We start from the raw sequence: 20,013 nt of genomic DNA on the forward strand, positions 1-20,013 counted from the left end.
ACCACACCCGCCATATCAGTGAGCTAGTTGACTCTTTGCTTTATTAATCGCTTTAACGCGCTCGGTTTTATCGGCTTTGGTAAATAGGCAATATCCATGTCTGCAGCAATATCTCGTACTTCTGGGCTTCTATTTGCGGTAATTAATATGCGTAATGGCGCAACATAAGGTAAAGATTCAATAGCGTGTAATACGTCAGTACCGGTCTCTCCAAAGTTGAGATGATAGTCGGCTATAATAATATCGGGCTTCATTTCACAGGCTGCTAAAGCTTCGATTTTGTTTGTAGCTGTTATTACCTCGCCGCCCCAATCGCCCAACAGGGCCTGCATAGCCACTGTCACTTGTTCGTCGTTCTCTATAAGTAGGAGCCGTTTACCGTGAAGAAACTGTGACGCTTGGTTGCTATTAAAGGCGAGTTCATTTTGTGGCTGTGTTTCTTCTTTAAGAGCTTCTACTGCTTTTGAATGGGTAACGTTGAACTTGGGGACGGTGATAGCAAAACAGCTCCCTTTGTGAATTTCTGACTGTAAAGTAATGCTGTGGCCAAGCAGTTTGCACATTCTATCTACAATAGTAAGACCTAAGCCAATTCCCTGAGAATTACTTGAGTGTTCTAGCTGGTGGAATTCGCTAAAAATTTCTTCTTGTTGGTGCCGCGGAATACCTGGGCCGGTATCGTAAACGCAAACATTGAGTGACTGTCCACAGTTTGTAGCAAGTGACTGTCCAGAATTAGCCTCTGTAATAAGTGGCTGTCCACAATCAGCATTAGAAGTCGATACGCCCGAGAATGAACCTTGAGATAATGGTGATACCGGTAGCGCTTGTTTTCTTCTCACGCCAACTAAAACCGAGCCTGTTTGAGTGTAACGAATGGCATTAGAAAGCAAGTTTTGCACAACACGTCTAAACAGGTGTTTGTCGCTGTATGTCCAGCAACTTGTTTTAACGTACGTGAGGGTTATACCTCTTTCTTTTGCGATAAGGCTAAACTCTTTGCACAGTGAAGCTAAAACATCGTCGATGGCAAAAGTGACCTTATTTGGCTTTAAAACGCCAGAATCAAGCTTCGTCATATCTAACAACATCGACAACAGACTTTGAGCATTATTTAAAGAGTCAACAACCCCTTCAGAAAGCCCAGATAACTCACTGTTTTTGGTTTTTTTCTGCAGCATAGAGGCAAATAGTGTGGCAGCGTTAAAAGGCTGCATAAGGTCGTGTCCCGCAGCAGCAAGAAATTTGGTTTTACTCTCGTTTGCTGCGTCGGCTTGTTGTTTGGCGTCTTGCAACTCCTGTGTACGGCGTTCTACCCGTTGCTCTAACTCAGACTTCGATTTTTCCAAAGCGCTTTGGATCGCAATATATTCGGTAATATCACTGTAAGTGGTAACGTATCCTCCACCGGGTAGTGGCGCGCCGTTTAATTCTATTACCTTGCCGTCATGCTGCTTTCTTATGTACTTATGGCGACTCCCCTCAAGCATATATTGAATGCGTTTTTCAATTTCGCTATCGATGTCATTATTGATGTTAATTTGCTTGTCGCCACTGATTTCATTACCAAAACGACCAGTGCTGCCGTCAGTGTTACCAAACAGCCCACGCTTGGCGTTGTACTTCAAGATATCGTTTATTGGCATTCCTACTTTTAAAAATCCGCGCGGATAACGGAAAAGCTCAACATAGCGCTCGTTCCATGCCAATAACTGAAGCTTTTCATCGAGAACGCTTATTCCTTGCTCTATGTTTTGTACAGACGACTGTAAAACTTCGTGATTAAACTGGAACGACTGCGATGCTTCTTCCACCCAATCTACCAGCTCGGGCAATGAGTCTGTGCCCTTATCAGCAATGGCGCCCAGCAGAATTCTAGCACTTGGTCCTCCAACCTGAGCGGCAAGAAGTTTTTCTACTCGTTGTAAAAGCGAATGGCTTGCTAACCCATTTACCTGAGGATGAGATACGTCAACAGAGAGTTGATTAACCAGAGTGTTATGGGTTTGCGAGTCTAAAACACGCTGGGTTAACGACACTAAGTCGCCTACTCGTATGGTCAGGTATGGGGTAGATGTAGCTAAATCTATGGTGCTGTCGACAACGCTCTTTTTATCACCAAAAAAACTAATAAATGATACCAACATATAAATGGCGGCATTGGTGATAAGAGATATCAGAAAGCCAATGCCAAGCTGGGCATCGGTAGGCGGCGCATTAAAGTAATAGCTCGACATCACGCTTGGGTATAACAGCAGGGCGCACCAACACAGAAAGCCCGAAAAGAGCCCCGCCAACGCAGCGGCTTTTGAACGCTTTTCCCAGTAAAGCCCAAACATGAGCACCGGCAAGCACTGCCCTAAAAGCGCAATAGCAATAACGCCACTTTTTACAAGAGGAGCAGCTTGACTCACATTGAGGTGATACCAAAGCGCTACTGAAAGAACTACCAATACCGTTAATCGGCGTATGGCGAGTACCTTTGTTGTTTCAAGGGTATGGTTGGGTTCTGTTCTTAAACGCGCTTTTATCCACAGCGGTGTCACTAAGTTGTTGGCAATCATAATGCCCAGGGCCAGCGTGGCGACAATAACCATACTGGTGGTTGCCGATAATCCACCTAAAAAAGCAATGATAGAAAGCGCGGTGTTTTCGGCAAAAAGGGGGAGGGCCAGTACATAAGTATCTGAGTTAACCGACGGTGGCAGCAACATCTTTCCTGCCAAGGCCAAAGGAATAAGAAATACTGTCATGCCCAGTAAGTAAACCGGGAAAAACCACCTAGCGGTGCGAAGTTCGCCTTCTCCATTCAGTTCAACAAAGTTCATATGAAACTGTCGTGGCAAAACAAACATAGAGCACACACCAAGTAATACATGAGTAACGTATACAAGAGGGGCGCTATCGGCGTAAATCAGTTCTCGCGCTTGCTCATGTTGAGAGGCTTTAGAAATAAGGTCTAACACCCCATCGAACATAAAAAAGCAGACAAAAATGCCAACAGACCACAGCGCGACAAGTTTAAACACCGACTCAAAGGCAATAGTCATTAACAAGCCCGGGTGCTTGTCAGTGAGGTTGAGTGTTCGGGTACCAAAAATAATCGCGAATATCGCCATTAATAACGCCACATACATGCTTACGCTTTGGCTGGTTTCTGATGTATTTGGGGTAATAAGAGTAATGCTTTTGGTAATTGCGTCGAGTTGCAAGGCGATATAGGGAATAACACCAACAAAGCAAAGCACGGTAACGAATGCTGCCACAAGGTGAGAATGTTTGTACTTCATGCCAATCAGATCGGCAAGCGAGGTAATATTATGTTGCTGGCAAAGACGGCTTATATGTAATACCACCGGAAATGCAAATACCATAGTAAGGATAATGCCCATATAGGTGGGAACGATAGCCCATCCATACTCAGCGGCTTGCGAGGTGGTGCCGAAAAAAGCCCAAGACGTACAGTGCACGCCCAATCCCAAGCTATATAAAATTGGGTGCTGGCGATTATCTTTTAGATATCTTTCTCCCCAAAAGCCAATCGCGAATAAAATGAAGAGATAAACAGCAACAATACTGCCAATCGACCAGATACTCAGCATCAATGATCCTCATGAAATACACGCACTTACGTTAACACGATTTTCACAACATGAAGCAGTGATTTTCACAAGATGGTAAGCGATTGCGTTAGGTCAAAATTATTTTTGAAAAAAAATTTAAATCAAACCACAAATTTTGTGTGGTTACCCTTGATCGCTTAGAAACTAGCCCCATAAATAAGCGCAACACAGTTATTCCCTTTAAGTAGGGTGTTGCCTAATTTAAAAAAGTTTGGAGGTAGGCATGAGCGAAAATCGCGACGTGCAGGCAGATAAAGAAAACGCAGTTGATGAAACAGTGCAAGCAACAGAAGAAGTGGAAGTTGAAGGCCAGGAAGTAGAAGGTTCTGATGCACCTCTAGATGAAGCTAGTCAGCGTATTTATGAGCTAGAGACTGCTTTATCTGAAGCCCAAGCAACGGTTAAAGAGCAACAAGACAGCGTACTTCGCGCCAGAGCTGACGCCGACAATGCACGTCGTCGCGCAGAGGGTGAAGTGGAAAAGGCACGTAAGTTTGCTCTTGAACGCTTTGCCGGTGAGCTTTTACCAGTAATTGATAACTTAGAACGCGCCATTGAATTGTCTGACAGCGACAGTGAGGCTGTAAAGCCTTTGCTTGAAGGCGTAGAAATGACGCATAAAACTTTTATCAGCACTATTGAGAAATTTGGATTAACCCCTATAGATCCGCAGGGCGAAACCTTTAACCCTGATTTGCATCAGGCGATGTCGATGCAAGAAAGTGCAGACCACGAGCCAAATACAGTTATGGCCGTTATGCAAAAAGGTTATCAAATTAACGGCCGTTTGCTTCGCCCTGCCATGGTAATGGTATCGCGCGCACCAAGCGGTGGTGTTGATACGCAAGCGTAAGCCAAGCATTGCGATAAAAGACACAAAAAGTCAGTTTTTTTACTGGCAACTATTGAAAAGAGCGGGAATAACCCCACTATTTTTACAGAATTAAGAAACTTTTCGGAGACACGAAAATGGGTAGAATCATAGGTATCGATTTAGGTACAACTAATTCATGTGTCGCAGTTCTAGACGGCGACAAACCACGCGTACTTGAAAACGCGGAAGGCGATCGTACAACACCTTCAATCATCGCTTACACAAATGATGGTGAAACATTGGTAGGTCAGTCTGCGAAGCGTCAGGCGGTCACTAACCCAGAAAACACATTATTCGCAATTAAGCGTCTAATTGGTCGTCGCTTCAAAGATAAAGAAGTACAGCGCGACATCGACATCATGCCTTTCAAAATTGTAGGTGCTGATAACGGTGACGCATGGGTAGAAGCGAAAGGCGAGAAGATGGCGCCTCCGCAGGTTTCTGCTGAAGTACTTAAGAAAATGAAAAAGACCGCTGAAGATTATCTTGGCGAAGAAGTAACTGGCGCAGTTATCACTGTTCCTGCTTACTTTAACGACTCACAGCGTCAGGCAACGAAAGACGCCGGTCGTATCGCAGGTCTTGAAGTTAAGCGTATCATCAACGAGCCAACTGCTGCTGCTCTTGCTTATGGCATGGACAAAAAGCAAGGCGATAACGTTGTTGCAGTATACGACTTAGGTGGTGGTACATTCGATATCTCTATCATCGAAATCGATGAAGTAGACGGCGAGCACACGTTTGAAGTACTAGCGACTAACGGTGACACACACCTTGGTGGTGAAGATTTCGATAACCGTGTTATCAACTACCTAGTTGAAGAATTCAAGAAAGACCAAGGCATCGACCTTCGTAAAGATCCGCTTGCTATGCAGCGTCTTAAAGAAGCTGGTGAAAAAGCGAAGATTGAGCTTTCTTCTTCACAGCAGACCGAAGTTAACTTGCCGTACATCACAGCAGATGGTTCAGGTCCTAAGCACTTAGCGATTAAACTTACGCGCGCTAAGCTTGAGTCACTGGTAGAAGAACTTGTTAAGAACTCTCTAGAGCCACTTAAGCAAGCACTAGCTGATTCAGACCTATCTGTAGGCGACATCAACGACATCATCCTTGTTGGTGGTCAAACGCGTATGCCGCTAGTACAGAAGTATGTAACTGAGTTCTTCGGCAAAGAGCCACGTAAAGATGTTAACCCAGATGAAGCTGTTGCAGTAGGTGCGGCAATTCAAGGTGGTGTACTTTCTGGTGACGTTAAAGACGTACTACTTCTAGACGTTACGCCTCTGTCTCTAGGTATTGAAACCATGGGTGGCGTAATGACTGCGCTAATCGAGAAGAACACGACTATTCCAACGAAGAAGTCGCAAACATTCTCGACAGCGGAAGATAATCAGTCTGCGGTAACAGTACACGTACTACAAGGTGAACGTAAGCAATCAAGTGGCAACAAGTCTCTTGGTCAGTTTAACCTTGAAGGTATTCGTCCAGCGGCGCGCGGTGTACCGCAAATCGAAGTAACCTTCGACCTTGATGCCGACGGTATCCTACACGTGTCTGCGAAAGATAAAGACACAGGTAAAGAGCAGAAGATCACTATCAAAGCTTCTTCAGGCCTAAGCGATGAAGAAGTAGAAAAAATGGTAGCTGACGCGGAAGCGAACAAAGAAGCTGACAAGAAGTTTGAAGAGCTAATTCAAGCGCGTAACCAAGCTGATGGTATGGTTCACGCCACACGTAAACAGCTTGAAGAAGTTGGCGATGCACTAAGTGCAGAAGACAAAGCGCCAATCGAAGAAGCACTTTCAGCACTTGAAACTGCAGTTAAAGGCGAAGACAAAGCAGAAATCGAAGCGAAAACGCAAGAGCTTATTCAGGCGTCTAGCAAGTTGATGGAAGCGGCGCAAGCTCAGCAAGGTGCTGCAGCTGGCGGTGCAGAAGGTGCTGAGCAGCAAGCTTCTGGTAAAGCTGACGATGATGTAGTCGACGCTGAGTTCGAAGAAGTGAAAGACGAAGACAAAAAGTAAGCTGTAGTAATTAGCCCGGTGCGCCGGGCTGTTTAACAGTTCAGGCGCATCAGGATTTTCTTGCTGCGCCTTTGTTGTGTAAATGACTTGCCGCTTTTTCTCAATCGCGCAGGTGATTTTCACAACAGTCAGATGTAGATTCAATAGGCTGGGCAATCCCCCTGTTGACAATAAGTAGGGTAAGTAAACGATATGTCGAAACGTGACTACTACGAGGTGCTTGGTGTTGATAAAAGCGCTGGCGATCGCGAAATTAAAAAAGCGTATAAAAAGCTAGCGATGAAATATCACCCAGATCGCACAGAAGGTGATAAAGATTTAGAAGTTAAGTTTAAAGAAATTCAAGAAGCTTACGAAATTCTGTCAGATTCACAAAAGCGTGCGGCTTATGATCAGTATGGTCACGCAGGCGTCGATCCAAATCGCGGTGGCGGTGGCTACGGTGGTGGTGCAGATTTCGGCGACATCTTTGGCGATGTATTTGGCGATATTTTTGGTGGTGGCGGTCGTGGCGGTCGTCAATCTCGAGCCCGTCAAGGTTCGGATTTACGCTATAACTTAGAGCTTTCACTTGAAGAAGCTGTGCGTGGTAAGAGTGTTGATATTCGCGTTCCGGCGCTTGCCGAATGTGAAGTGTGTGACGGCTCTGGCGCAAAAAGTGGGTCTTCTCCTAAGACGTGTCCAACGTGTCACGGCAATGGTCAAGTGCAAATGCGTCAAGGTTTCTTCGCGGTTCAGCAAACCTGTCCTACCTGTTCGGGTAAAGGCAAGATCATTGAAGATCCGTGTAACAGCTGTCACGGACATGGCCGTAAAGAGAAAACCAAAACTCTTAACGTTAAAATACCAGCTGGTGTAGATACTGGTGATAGAATTCGCTTATCGGGAGAGGGCGAAGCTGGAGAGAACGGTGCTCCGGCAGGCGACTTGTATGTGCAAGTCCATATTCGCGACCACGAGATATTCCAGCGCGATGGTAATAATCTTTACTGTGAAGTACCGCTTAGCTTTACCACAGCAGCGCTTGGTGGCGAGTTAGAAGTACCGACTCTAGACGGTAAAGTGAAGTTGAAGATAAGCGCAGAAACGCAAACTGGCCGTATGTTCCGGTTACGCGGTAAAGGCGTGAAGTCGGTTCGAACCGGCGCAATTGGCGACCTTATGTGTAAAGTGGTTGTAGAAACGCCAGTGAACTTGTCGTCTAAACAAAAAGAGCTGCTACGTGAACTTGAAGAGTCTATGGGCAAAGCATCGAGTAAGCATAGCCCTAAAGCACAAGGCTTCTTTGACGGCGTTAAAAAGTTTTTCGACGACTTAACTAACTAATTCACTTAAGAATTAATTGGTGAAGGGATAAAGCGCTAAGCAAAGTTTCTTCGTTAAAAACAACGTTTAACGCGTTTGAATCAATGCCAGTTAAAGTATTTAACTGGCATTTTTAACACCCGTTAGCTTTCACTTACCCCCCAAAAAAATACGTATACACATACATACTTTATTATTGTTCAACATGTTTTTGTTTTTAGTTAGATAGCGTTTAATAAGCGACATGCACTTACGCACTAACTTAAACCACAGGAATTTTAACCATGTTGAAAATAGTTAAAACCTCATTAGTAGTAGCAGCGTCTTCGCTTGCTTTCTCAAACGCTGCACAGGCCGATGGCATCAGCGATGCTCTAGCTAACATTTGTACTATTGTTCAGGCTGACGACAAAGGTGAGTTACGTAAAAAAATGCGTAGCGTGCAATCTGACTATCGCTTAAAACTTCGCGACTATTATTCGGGTATTTCTTGCGACGGACAGAGCCTAATTCGCACGGCTTTATTAAACAACGCTGTTGAAGTAGGTACTCTGCTAGTTAAAAAAATGCCGAGTAAAGATCTACAAGAGCCAGAAGCCGATGGCAAAACGCTGCAAGCATGGGTCGCGGAACAAGGTCTTCAAGACTCTCCAATTTCTGCTGAGTTAAACGGTCGTATATAAAAACCGATTAAATCAGCAACATCACGCCATGTGATAATACGTTTCAACATGGTAGCGGCGCTACGCCGCACTAGAGGCCCCGTTTAGGGGCCTCGCCTTTTTTATCTCTCCTTTAAAAATATCCATTTTTTCTTACCTTTGTCTGGCTCTAACTATTTTTTGTCAATTAATGCTTGCGATTTATTGTTCTCTTCGTCACGATAAAATCAGGCTTACGCAAAAAGCAATCGTATTTATCTAAGACACATTAATGAATAAAAAACACACGGTGTTAAAAAGGGAACAGGCATGAAACTTATCAATAAAGCTATTATTGCGGCAGCAGTTGGCGTGGCACTTTCAAACGTCGCAATCTTGAACCAGGCAGTAGCCGCAGAGGTTAAGCCTGCAATGTCTGAAAAACACGCAAAGGCGGCAACCAAGTATCGCCAATCTGTTTTTCAGTTAGTAAGAAGTAACATGGGGCCACTGGGCGGGATGGCAAAAGGCGCTTTACCCTTCGATGAATCGGTGATGCAAACAAATGCTGTCAGACTAGAACAGCTTGCATCTATGATGGGCGATTACCTTTCAGTAGACACGCGAGAATACAATGTTGAAACTGGCGCAAAAGACGCTATTTGGGAAAATTTTTCAGACGTTGAAACTAAAGTTGCTGCGCTTAAGGCTGCTGCACAGGGACTTCAAGCGGCACTAGACGCTGGGGATAAGAGCGCTTATCGCGGCGCTATAGGAAAAATTGGCGCTAGTTGTAAATCATGTCACGACGATTACAAAAAAGACTAAGTAACCTTGTTTTGTTGCAAAGTGAAAGCACAATTAAGGTTAGCAGTTTTTTCTGCTAACCTTTTTATTTTAAGCTTTGTTATTTTAATAATTAAAACAAATGCTTACTAGGCATAAGCCTGAAGTCTTATAAGCATCCATAGTCATACTGAAGTAGTGTTGTCTTGAACTCTACAACGGATTTGGTTATGAACTACAAACAAGAATATATTGCCTCTACAACCTCTCCAGAACAATTTTGGCTAGATAAAGCCCATAACATTGAATGGTTTTCAGCACCTGAAACAGCGATATCTAGCGCCGAGAACGGTTATCAATCGTGGTTTAAAGGCGGACAGCTTAATACCAGTTACCTCGCGCTTGACCATCATATTAATGCGGGCCGCGGGGAAAAAGCTGCGCTTATATACGACTCTCCAGTAACGAATACAACGCGAACCTATACCTATAATGAATTGCTCAATGAAGTTGCTACTTTTGCGGGTGGACTTCAAGGCTTAGGTGTATCGAAAGGCGACCGCGTTATTGTTTATATGCCTATGATCCCACAGGCAGCAATTGCCATGCTTGCCTGTGCTCGATTAGGTGCTATCCATTCTGTTGTATTCGGCGGTTTTGCAGCTAATGAATTGGCAGTGCGAATAGATGATGCTACTCCATCGTTTATTATTACCGCATCTTGCGGTATTGAGGGGGCCAAGCAAATTCCTTACAAGCCATTGGTTGACAAGGCTATTGAGAACGCGTCACATAAACCTAATGGCTGTATTGTTTTTCAACGGCCACAGCTGCATGCCGAGCTCGATTCTTCTTTTGATCACGACTGGCATTCTTTAATGGAAAACAGCTCTCCCGTTAGTGCAGTTAAAGTAGACGCTACTGACCCGCTCTATATTCTTTACACCTCAGGCACAACGGGCAAGCCGAAGGGCGTGGTAAGAGACAATGGCGGCCATGCAGTAGCACTTCATTATTCTATGGGGGCACTGTATGGAATTGATAAAAACGATATATTTTGGGCGGCTTCAGATGTTGGCTGGGTAGTAGGGCACTCTTATATTGTGTACGGTCCACTGATAAAAGGCGCAACATCAGTGATGTATGAAGGCAAACCTGTGGGCACACCAGACGCAGGGGCATTTTGGCGAATGATAGAGCGCCATAGCATCAATATCTTATTTGCCGCGCCTACTGCTTTTCGAGCCATACGTAAAGAAGACCCCGAGGGCGAATTTATAAAGCAGTACGACTTGTCCAGCTTGCGAACAATATTTATGGCGGGAGAGCGGTTAGATCCGCCAACGTATTATTGGACTCTAGAGAAGACAAATAAGCCCGTAGTAGACCACTGGTGGCAAACCGAAACAGGTTGGCCAATTTGCTCAAATCCTATGGGTATTGAGCCCATGGCAACTAAGCCAGGCTCGTCTAGTGTCCCCACTCCAGGGTTCAATGTTAAGGTGCTTAAGGGACCAAACACCGAAGCTGAGCCGGGTGAAAAAGGCTCTATTGCTATACAGTTACCTCTACCTCCAGGCTGCTTGTCGACAATTTGGCAAGATCACTCTCGCTTGGTCAACGGTTATCTAAGAGAGTTTGAGGGCTATTACAGCACTGGAGACAACGGCTATATTGATGATGAGGGCTACGTATTTATTATGGGTCGCACCGACGACGTTATTAATGTGGCAGGGCATCGATTGTCCACAGGTGAAATGGAAGAGGTGCTTGCTGCTCATCCCGCTATCGCAGAGTGCAGCGTTATTGGCATTAACGACGCCCTAAAAGGTCAACTTCCAGTTGGTTTAGTGCTTTTGAAAGATGGAGCCAATATTGAAGAGTCGGAACTGGAAAAAGAACTCGTTGCCCAGGTTAGGCAGAGTATTGGCCCAGTAGCCTGTTTTAAGCGCGCTATTGTTGTTAAGCGTTTGCCAAAAACCAGGTCGGGCAAAATTCTTCGTAAACTACTGCGACAGATTGCGGCAGACGAGCCAATTTCAGTGCCCTCTACCATTGATGATCCAAGCAGTGTTGACGAAATAGCCGCATTAATGCGAGACAAAGGGTTGGTAGAAGCAGTTAACGTTTAGCTGCAATTTAGCACCTAGGTGCCAAATTATTAAAGCTCGGACAAAAAATTAACGTAATATGCGGATTGGTATCGGTAACTAGTAATAATACTGGCCTACAGAGGGCTCTGGAGGAATGACCTCTACCACCACGTAAACGATAGCCGCAGAAAGGATTGCAATTACTATGGCTCTGGCTAATTTTGAGTGCTCAATGCCTTGCGGCTCGCCATAGTACTGCTCCTCGTCTTCGGGCATCATTTTATTGCCGTTAATCATAGGCGGGATCAATTTCTGTCTTTTGAAAACCGTGTGAAAAACACTTGCGCCAATATGTAATGCAATAACATAAATGAGCGTATCAAATGCCAGGTGATGCAAACTACTCATTATCTCCAATACATCGCTATTTGCCATCCCTCTGAGAGGACCGTCTAGAAAGATATCGTCGGTCATAAATAGCCCTGAAACGGCCTGAATGAGCACCAGTGTTATCATGAGTAATACAAACCAGCCTCCCAACGGATTGTGCCCCACCGATGGCAGGCTATCTCTATCGAACAGGCTTTTGGCATACTCCAATACTGCCACAGGACCTTTAACGAACCCGCTAAACTTGGCGTACTTAGGCCCCCAAATGCCCCAAAGTACTCTGAACACAATGAGCCCTAACGTGAAGTACCCAATGTAAAAATGCCACTGAACAGCATCATCAAGCAATTCAGCGGTGACATATTGCCCAAGAATACTGGCAACCAGCAGCCAGTGAAAAAGGCGAGTAGGTAAATCCCAAATAAGCTTTTTTTTCATAATGTATGTTTTCTTTGAATCTTTATTCGATGAGGGAGAAGCATGCATCAACACTCTCTTGGTGTCGCCTGTCTATCGTGCTAGATAAACGTCTATGATATGCAAATTTTTAACCAAACGTCATGGTTAAATATGAGAAAAGGATAATTAGTTTGAATAAACGTTTAATTTAACCACTGAACGCAATGGCGAATGCTTGCCGTAAACTTACTCCTTTAATCAACACGCCTTAATAGTCAGCATAATTATTCTCATAATCACATTGCATTAGCGAGTGCATTTGGCAAAATGTGGGCAAGTTGAATATTGATGAATAAGATTGAGCATGAAAGTTGGATTATTTGGCGCTAACGGGCGAATGGGTAGAGTGTTAATAGAGGCTCTCGACTTAAACGAAGATGCTGAGCTTAGCGTTGCAACAGTAAGAGATAATTCTCCATGGGTGGGAATGAACGTGGGAGAGTTGGCAGGCATAGGTAAAAAACCTATTAATTGTTCTGGCTTTTCTACATTAACCGGCAGCGACGCAGATGTCATGATTGACTTCACCCTGCCATCTATCATAGAGACAAATCTGGCTTGGTGTGTAGATAATAAAACGCCTGTTGTCATTGGCACAACGGGATTGAATAAACAGCAGCTCAATGCTCTTGATGAGGCCGCGAAACAAATTCCAATTGTTTTTGCTGCCAACTACAGTGTAGGCGTGAACCTTATGCTTTCACTAGTAAAACAAGCTGCCAGTGTTCTTGGCGAAACCGCCGATATCGAGATTACAGAGGCACATCACAGGTTCAAGCAAGATGCTCCGTCTGGCACCGCTATGGCTATTGGTGAAGCAATTGCTGAAGAGTTAGGAAGAGACTTAAGTACCTGTGCTGTATACGGCCGAGAAGGTAAAGAGCCTGAGCGAGATCAGGGTACCATTGGCTTCGCCACTGTCAGAGCGGGAGATATTGTGGGAGAACACACTGCGCTTTTTGCTGACATAGGCGAGCGACTCGAAATTACGCACAAGGCGTCGAGTAGGCTAACCTTTGCCAAAGGAGCCGTTCATGCGGCCAAATGGTTGTGCGGTCAGAAACCTGGACTATACTCCATGTCAGACGTACTAAATCTGAAACTATAAAAGCTTGAATGAAATCGGCGAGTGGCGTGCGTAACTGTCTGTTTTGCATGGACTATGCGCACGAAAATGCAATAACAGTAAATTTATAGCAATAACACCGCTTGCCCTTATTGTACTACAGTTGCACTATATTTGAGCACTAAGCACTACTTTCGATGGTTTAGTGTAAAAAAGGTGTTATAAGGTTTATTTTATTAAATTATTACAAATAAATTAGACATTTTCGGTGAGTAATGTATACTCGCCGGAATTTGCCAGAATTTCGTATTCTTAGCTAATAAAACGTCTGTAGAGCGCGGTTTTATTAGCTGCAAAGATCGTGAAACGGGAAGTATTGTTATCATTACCTCCCGTTTTTTGTGGGGTTTGTGCAAAAAACTGCACAAACACATAGTTATCCTTAATCTGGAGGTTGACTTGGCTCATTCTGCCCTTTTGGTGTTAGAGGACGGTTCTGTTTTTAAAGGTACTGCTATTGGTGCCGCTGGCTGTTCTGTTGGAGAAGTAGTTTTCAATACTTCCATGACAGGCTACCAAGAAATTCTTACCGACCCATCTTACGCTGAACAAATCATCACCCTTACCTATCCACACATTGGCAACACCGGCACTAACTCAGAAGACGTCGAAGCAGACAAAATCTGGTCTAAAGGCCTTATCATTCGTGATTTACCACTTGTTGCCAGTAACTTTCGTCAACAGCAATCCTTGTCTGAATACCTCAAAGCGAAAGGCGTTGTAGGTATTGCAGATATTGATACTCGCCGTCTCACTCGCATACTTCGAGATAAAGGCGCGCAAAATGGATGTATCATTTGCACTGATGAATTAGACGAGTCTAGTGCTCTAGAGCAAGCGAAAGCATTTCCTGGGCTTAAAGGGATGGATCTGGCCAAAGTAGTCAGTATCACAGAGCCGAAAACTTGGACAGAAGGAAGCTGGGAACTTGGTAAAGGCTACGTAACGCCAAGTGAAAGTAAATATCACGTTGTGGCCTACGACTATGGCGTTAAGCATAATATTCTTCGCATGCTTGCTGACCGCGGTTGCAAAATAACCTTGGTACCTGCCCAAACGCCAGCGGATGATGTACTTGCCATGAATCCAGACGGTGTATTTTTATCAAACGGACCTGGCGATCCAGAGCCGTGCGATTACGCCATCGAAGCTATTAAAACTATTGTTGAAACAGGCACGCCGGTATTCGGTATTTGTCTAGGACATCAGTTGCTTGCGTTAGCGAGTGGCGCGACTACCGCTAAAATGAAGTTTGGTCATCACGGTGCAAACCACCCAGTAAAAGACCTAAAACGTAACGTGGTAATGATAACCAGTCAAAACCACGGTTTTGCGGTTGATGAATCTAGTCTGCCAGATAACCTAGAAGTTACGCACGTTTCATTGTTCGATAAGTCGTTGCAGGGTATTCATCGTACCGATAAGCCCGCGTTTAGTTTTCAGGGGCACCCTGAAGCGAGCCCAGGTCCTCACGAAGCTGCGCCGTTATTCGACCACTTCATTGAACTTATTGAACAACACAAGCAGTAGGAACTAGCCGACATGCCAAAACGTACCGACATAAAAAGTATTCTTATTATAGGTGCTGGCCCTATTGTTATTGGCCAGGCCTGCGAATTTGATTATTCAGGCGCTCAAGCGTGTAAAGCACTGCGGGAAGAGGGATACCGCGTTATTCTGGTTAACTCTAATCCAGCAACCATAATGACCGACCCAGAAATGGCCGATGCTACCTACATTGAGCCAATTCACTGGGAAGTCGTTCGCAAAATTATTGAAAAAGAGCGCCCAGACGCGGTTTTGCCAACCATGGGCGGACAAACTGCACTGAACTGCGCGCTAGAACTAGACAAGCACGGTGTGCTTAAAGAGTTTGGTTGCGAGCTTATTGGCGCAACTGCAGACGCTATCGACAAAGCAGAAAACCGCGAGCGTTTCGACACGGCAATGAAAAACATTGGTCTTGAGTGTCCTCGCGCAGAAATTGCTCACACCATGGATGAAGCACACGATGTGCTAAGCCGTATCGGCTTTCCATGCATCATTCGTCCATCGTTTACAATGGGCGGAACAGGCGGCGGTATTGCCTACAACATTGATGAATTCAACGAAATTTGTACTCGAGGCCTCGACCTTTCGCCAACAAACGAGCTTCTAATCGATGAATCGTTACTTGGTTGGAAAGAGTATGAAATGGAAGTGGTTCGCGATAAAGCAGATAACTGCATTATTGTATGTACCATTGAAAACTTCGACCCTATGGGCGTTCACACCGGCGATTCAATTACTGTAGCGCCGGCACAGACACTCACCGACAAAGAATTTCAAATTATGCGAAATGCAGCCATGGCTGTACTTCGTGAAATTGGTGTTGAGACGGGTGGTTCAAACGTACAGTTTGGTGTAGACCCCAAAACTGGGCGTATGGTAATCATCGAAATGAACCCTCGAGTTTCTCGCTCTTCGGCGTTAGCCTCTAAAGCAACAGGTTTCCCTATCGCTAAAGTAGCGGCGAAACTAGCAGTAGGTTATACCCTAGATGAGCTGGCCAACGACATCACAGGTGGTTTAACGCCTGCGTCATTCGAGCCGTCAATCGATTATGTAGTCACTAAAATTCCTCGCTTTAACTTCGAAAAATTTGCCGGTGCCAACGACCGTTTAACTACGCAAATGAAGTCTGTAGGCGAAGTGATGGCTATCGGGCGTAATCAGCAAGAATCTCTACAAAAAGCCCTTCGTGGTTTGGAAGTAGGCGCCAACGGCCTTAACTCTATGGTGGACCTTGAAGATCCAGAGTCGCGCAATAAGGTGATTTACGAGCTACGCCAACCTGGTGCCGAGCGAATCTGGTACATTGGTGATGCATTCCGCATGGGCATGAGCGTAGATGAAGTGTTTGACCTTACAAACATCGATCGCTGGTACTTGGTGCAATTAGAAGACCTGATTAAAGACGAAGCAAAAGTTGCTGAGCTAGGACTTCCTGGAATCGATGCTGACCTAATGCGCTTACTTAAACGCAAAGGATTCTCTGATTCTCGACTTGCTGAACTTACCAAGGTTGCAGAAAGTGACGTTCGTGAGGCACGCAGAGGCTTTGGTATTTCGCCGGTGTACAAACGTGTAGATACCTGTGCTGCAGAGTTTTCTACCAGCACCGCCTACATGTATTCCACCTACGATGAAGAGTGTGAGGCAGAGCCAACAGACCGTGAAAAAATCATGGTTATTGGTGGCGGTCCTAACCGAATTGGACAGGGTATTGAGTTCGATTACTGCTGTGTTCACGCAGCTTTATCTATGCGTGAAGACGGTTACGAAACCATTATGGTTAACTGTAACCCCGAAACGGTCTCAACCGATTACGACACATCAGATCGACTTTATTTCGAACCGGTAACCCTTGAAGACGTGTTGGAAATTGTTGATAAAGAAAAGCCGAAAGGCGTAATTGTGCAATACGGTGGCCAAACGCCGCTAAAATTAGCGCGTGCCCTTGAAGCTGCTGGTGTACCAATTATGGGGACATCGCCTGACGCAATAGACAGAGCGGAAGACCGTGAGCGTTTTCAGCAAATGGTTAACAAGCTTGACCTAAAGCAACCTGCTAACTCAACCGTTACCAATGTAGAGCAAGCACTAGCGATGGCTGAAGAAATCGGCTTCCCACTAGTAGTGCGTCCTTCTTATGTACTCGGCGGTCGTGCAATGGAAATTGTTTACGATCTTAAAGATCTTAAACGTTACTTAAACGAAGCCGTTAAGGTATCGAACGACGCCCCAGTGCTGCTAGACCGTTTCCTTGACGATGCAATAGAAGTTGATATTGACGCGATATGCGACGGAAAAGACGTTGTGATCGGCGGTATTATGGAGCATATCGAGCAAGCCGGTGTTCACTCAGGTGACTCTGCATGTTCACTTCCGCCACACTCGCTTTCTGCAGATATTCAAAACACAATGCGTGAGCAAGTTAAAGCCATGGCGTTAGAACTTGGTGTTATAGGGTTAATGAATACTCAGTTCGCCATTAAAGATGGTGAAGTGTATCTTATCGAAGTTAACCCACGTGCCGCACGTACAGTGCCTTTCGTATCAAAGGCTACGGGTGTGCCACTAGCGAAAGTTGCGGCTCGCGCTATGGCAGGGGTTAGTTTGGAAGAGCAGGGAGTGACTGAGGAAATTATTCCGCCGTTCTTCTCAGTAAAAGAAGTGGTGCTTCCTTTCGCTAAGTTCCAAGGTGTTGATCCACTATTAGGGCCAGAAATGCGCTCTACGGGTGAGGTAATGGGTGTGGGCGACACGTTTGAAGAAGCGTACGCTAAAGCCAACCTAGGTGCTGGTGCGCCACTGCCTAAAAGCGGTAAAGCACTAATCTCTGTTCGTGATACAGATAAAAACAAAATTATTGAATTTGCAAAAGCATTGGTTGAGGCCGGGTTTAGCATAGAAGCGACACGCGGTACCGCAACCACGCTTTATGATGCCGGTATTATGAGTTCAGTGGTTAATAAACTTTCTGAAGGTCGTCCAAACATTGTTGATGCTATCAAAAATGGCGAATATGCCTATTTGATTAATACAACAGAAGGTCGCCAAGCAATTACTGATTCTGTCTACATTCGTCGCGAAGCGTTACTTAACAAAGTAACTTACACCACGACAATGAATGCAGCGTTTGCAACTATACGTGCGAAGTCGGCTGACGATCGCAATAAAGTGGCATCAGTTCAAGAACTACACGCTCGAATTAATCACTAATGACATGAGCTAGGATACGAGGTATCCTAGTTATATTATACTTTTGTGAAACCATTAAAAGTGCGCCAATACGGCGCACTTTTCTGTTAAAAACACTTAGCTAGGCGAGACTGTATTCATGAGTCAGTATCCAATGACAGCGCACGGTGCTCAAATGCTCCGTGACGAATTAAACGAGCTTAAAACAAAAACACGTCCTCGTATTATCGAGTCTATTGCGGAAGCGCGTGAACATGGTGATTTGAAAGAAAACGCTGAGTATCATGCTGCAAGAGAGCAACAGAGCTTTTGCGAAGGGCGTATTCAAGACATTGAAGGTAAGCTATCTAATGCTCAAATTATCGATGTCACGAAAATGGAAAACACGGGTAAAGTTATCTTTGGTACCACGGTGACTATTTTAAATGTCGACACTGAAGAAGAGACAACTTATCGCATAGTGGGCGACGATGAAGCCGACATTAAGAACAACCTTATCTCGGTAAACTCGCCAATAGCCCGAGGCCTTATTGGTAAAGAGCTTGACGATACGGTTACTATTCAAACCCCGGCTGGTAGCGTTGAAGTTGAAATCATTGAAGTTGAGTACATCTAAAAGAGCGTCAAGTCGGTCTTTTGAAGCAATATGCACTCAAGCAAAGATTTGATGAAATGATGTGACACAGACTGTGACGCAACAAGTTGTGGACATTATATAAAACGCCGAGCACATGCTCGGCGTTTTTGTTAGCTCTTATAAGGATATGTATGAAAGACATTGAAACCCTAGACAGTAAAATTGTTTATCAGAATAAGTGGTTAACCGTAAGAGAAGATAAAATTTTACGAGCAAGCGGTAATGAAGGCATCTATGGTGTTGTCGAAAAACCTGATTTTGCCATTATCATTCCTATCGAAGATGACCATGTTTATCTGGTAGAGCAATATCGTTACACCATTGGCGAGCGGCAAATAGAATTTCCACAAGGGGCTTGGGAAGATAAGCCAGACTCGTCGCCGTTAGAGCTAGCAGCGGGGGAGTTAAGAGAAGAAACAGGTTTACGCGCTGGCAAAATGGAGTATGTAGGTTTTCAATATCTCGCTTATGGCTTCTGCAATCAGGGGTACCATATATTTGTGGCTTCCGACTTGAGCCAGGGAGAGCAAGAGCTCGACCGTGAGGAAGAAGATCTTAAAGTGATAAAAATGTCGCTGACAGACTTTAAAAACAAAATCATTGCTGGAGACATTAAAGATGCTTCTAGCTGCAACGCATTTGGGCTTGCGAGCTTGAAGGGGTTTTTAGGCTAGAAGAAGACACAAAAAACGGCGCCAAAGGGCGCCGTTAAAAACAGGGAAACTCACACAAATATTAGGTTGCTATTGAGAGCGTTCGTTCTCTAGCAGTCGCGACCCTATTTCAATGGTGCGTGGTTTCTTAGCGTCTGGAATGACTCGCTCCATATCGATATGTAGAAGGCCATTTTCCATATCAGCAGCCAATACTTTTACATGGTCGCCTAGCTGGAATTTACGTTCAAAATTTCGCTCCGAAATACCTTTATGCAGGTATTTACGCTCAGCATTTTCTTTACCTTCAACTTTTTTATTGCCGGTAATGGTTAACGTATTTTCTTCAACTTGGATGGTGACATCATCCTTGCTAAAACCCGCTATTGCCATGGTGACGCGATATTTGTCATCGCTGAGTAACTCGATGTTGTATGGCGGATAGGTGCTTTGTTTCTCAGAGCGCGCGGCGGCGTCTACAAGAGAAGCAAGATGGTCTGAACCGATGAATGAACGGTAAAGTGGAGATAGATCGATAGTGCGCATAGTCATATCCTCAAAATAAAGCAATATGTTTAAAAATGTTGCCCCGACGTGCGGCGGCAGTGTTGGCGACCTGACCTTTCAGCGCCGACAATTCATATATGGGATTAGCCAAA

Annotated in this window: 14 protein-coding genes; 11 read left to right on the forward strand and 3 right to left on the reverse strand. The window is 44.8% G+C overall.

What is annotated here, in order from left to right; genetic code table 11:
- Positions 1 to 23: 23 nt before the first annotated feature.
- A complete protein-coding gene (locus CW735_RS06835) occupies positions 24 to 3,602 on the reverse strand; it encodes a sodium:solute symporter family transporter (protein WP_071979365.1) in 3,579 nt (1,192 codons plus the stop codon).
- A gap of 244 nt (positions 3,603 to 3,846) precedes the next feature.
- Between CW735_RS06835 and grpE the strand changes: the two genes are divergently transcribed.
- The 6 genes from grpE (at position 3,847) to CW735_RS06865 (ending at position 11,385) form a co-directional block, all read left to right on the forward strand.
- The gene (grpE, locus tag CW735_RS06840; RefSeq protein WP_071979364.1) at positions 3,847 to 4,476 is read left to right on the forward strand and encodes a nucleotide exchange factor GrpE; all 630 of its coding nucleotides are present in this window, start codon (positions 3,847 to 3,849) and stop codon (positions 4,474 to 4,476) included.
- A 116-nt stretch (positions 4,477 to 4,592) separates the two neighbouring features.
- Positions 4,593 to 6,521 carry a molecular chaperone DnaK gene (gene dnaK, locus CW735_RS06845; RefSeq protein ID WP_071979363.1) on the forward strand — a complete coding sequence of 643 codons (1,929 nt, stop codon included), beginning with the start codon at positions 4,593 to 4,595 and terminating at the stop codon, positions 6,519 to 6,521.
- 192 nt (positions 6,522 to 6,713) lie between these two features.
- Positions 6,714 to 7,847, forward strand: coding sequence for a molecular chaperone DnaJ (gene dnaJ / locus CW735_RS06850; protein WP_071979362.1), 1,134 nt, complete (start codon positions 6,714 to 6,716; stop codon positions 7,845 to 7,847).
- A gap of 263 nt (positions 7,848 to 8,110) precedes the next feature.
- On the forward strand, positions 8,111 to 8,509 hold the full coding sequence (locus CW735_RS06855) for a DUF3718 domain-containing protein (RefSeq protein ID WP_071979361.1): 399 nt from the start codon (positions 8,111 to 8,113) through the stop codon (positions 8,507 to 8,509).
- Between the two features lie 288 nt (positions 8,510 to 8,797).
- Entirely contained in the window at positions 8,798 to 9,295 is a 498-nt protein-coding gene (locus tag CW735_RS06860) for a c-type cytochrome (protein WP_071979360.1), read from the forward strand.
- A gap of 188 nt (positions 9,296 to 9,483) precedes the next feature.
- A complete protein-coding gene (locus CW735_RS06865; protein WP_071979359.1) occupies positions 9,484 to 11,385 on the forward strand; it encodes a propionyl-CoA synthetase in 1,902 nt (633 codons plus the stop codon).
- Positions 11,386 to 11,463: 78 nt separating this feature from the next.
- On the opposite strand, the gene CW735_RS06870 is transcribed toward CW735_RS06865, so the two are convergent.
- Complete coding sequence (locus tag CW735_RS06870; protein WP_071981209.1) at positions 11,464 to 12,174, reverse strand: cytochrome b/b6 domain-containing protein; 711 nt, start codon at positions 12,172 to 12,174, stop codon at positions 11,464 to 11,466.
- Between the two features lie 325 nt (positions 12,175 to 12,499).
- Between CW735_RS06870 and dapB the strand changes: the two genes are divergently transcribed.
- The 5 genes from dapB (at position 12,500) to CW735_RS06895 (ending at position 19,375) form a co-directional block, all read left to right on the forward strand.
- Positions 12,500 to 13,303 (forward strand): 4-hydroxy-tetrahydrodipicolinate reductase, encoded by an 804-nt coding sequence (gene dapB / locus CW735_RS06875; RefSeq protein WP_071979358.1) that lies wholly within the window; start codon positions 12,500 to 12,502, stop codon positions 13,301 to 13,303.
- 417 nt (positions 13,304 to 13,720) lie between these two features.
- Positions 13,721 to 14,851, forward strand: a complete 1,131-nt coding sequence (gene carA / locus CW735_RS06880; RefSeq protein WP_071979357.1) for a glutamine-hydrolyzing carbamoyl-phosphate synthase small subunit — start codon at positions 13,721 to 13,723, stop codon at positions 14,849 to 14,851.
- Between the two features lie 12 nt (positions 14,852 to 14,863).
- A complete protein-coding gene (carB, locus tag CW735_RS06885) occupies positions 14,864 to 18,085 on the forward strand; it encodes a carbamoyl-phosphate synthase large subunit (protein WP_071979356.1) in 3,222 nt (1,073 codons plus the stop codon).
- A 118-nt stretch (positions 18,086 to 18,203) separates the two neighbouring features.
- Entirely contained in the window at positions 18,204 to 18,680 is a 477-nt protein-coding gene (gene greA, locus CW735_RS06890; protein WP_071979355.1) for a transcription elongation factor GreA, read from the forward strand.
- Between the two features lie 152 nt (positions 18,681 to 18,832).
- Positions 18,833 to 19,375, forward strand: a complete 543-nt coding sequence (locus CW735_RS06895) for an NUDIX domain-containing protein (protein WP_071979354.1) — start codon at positions 18,833 to 18,835, stop codon at positions 19,373 to 19,375.
- Positions 19,376 to 19,444: 69 nt separating this feature from the next.
- Here the strand turns inward: CW735_RS06895 and CW735_RS06900 are convergent, their stop codons facing one another.
- Positions 19,445 to 19,900, reverse strand: a complete 456-nt coding sequence (locus CW735_RS06900) for an Hsp20 family protein (protein ID WP_071979353.1) — start codon at positions 19,898 to 19,900, stop codon at positions 19,445 to 19,447.
- Between the last annotated feature and the right edge of the window lie 113 nt (positions 19,901 to 20,013).

The sequence above is a fragment of the Alteromonas sp. MB-3u-76 genome (assembly GCF_002831605.1).
Classification (GTDB): Bacteria; Pseudomonadota; Gammaproteobacteria; order Enterobacterales; family Alteromonadaceae; genus Alteromonas; species Alteromonas hispanica.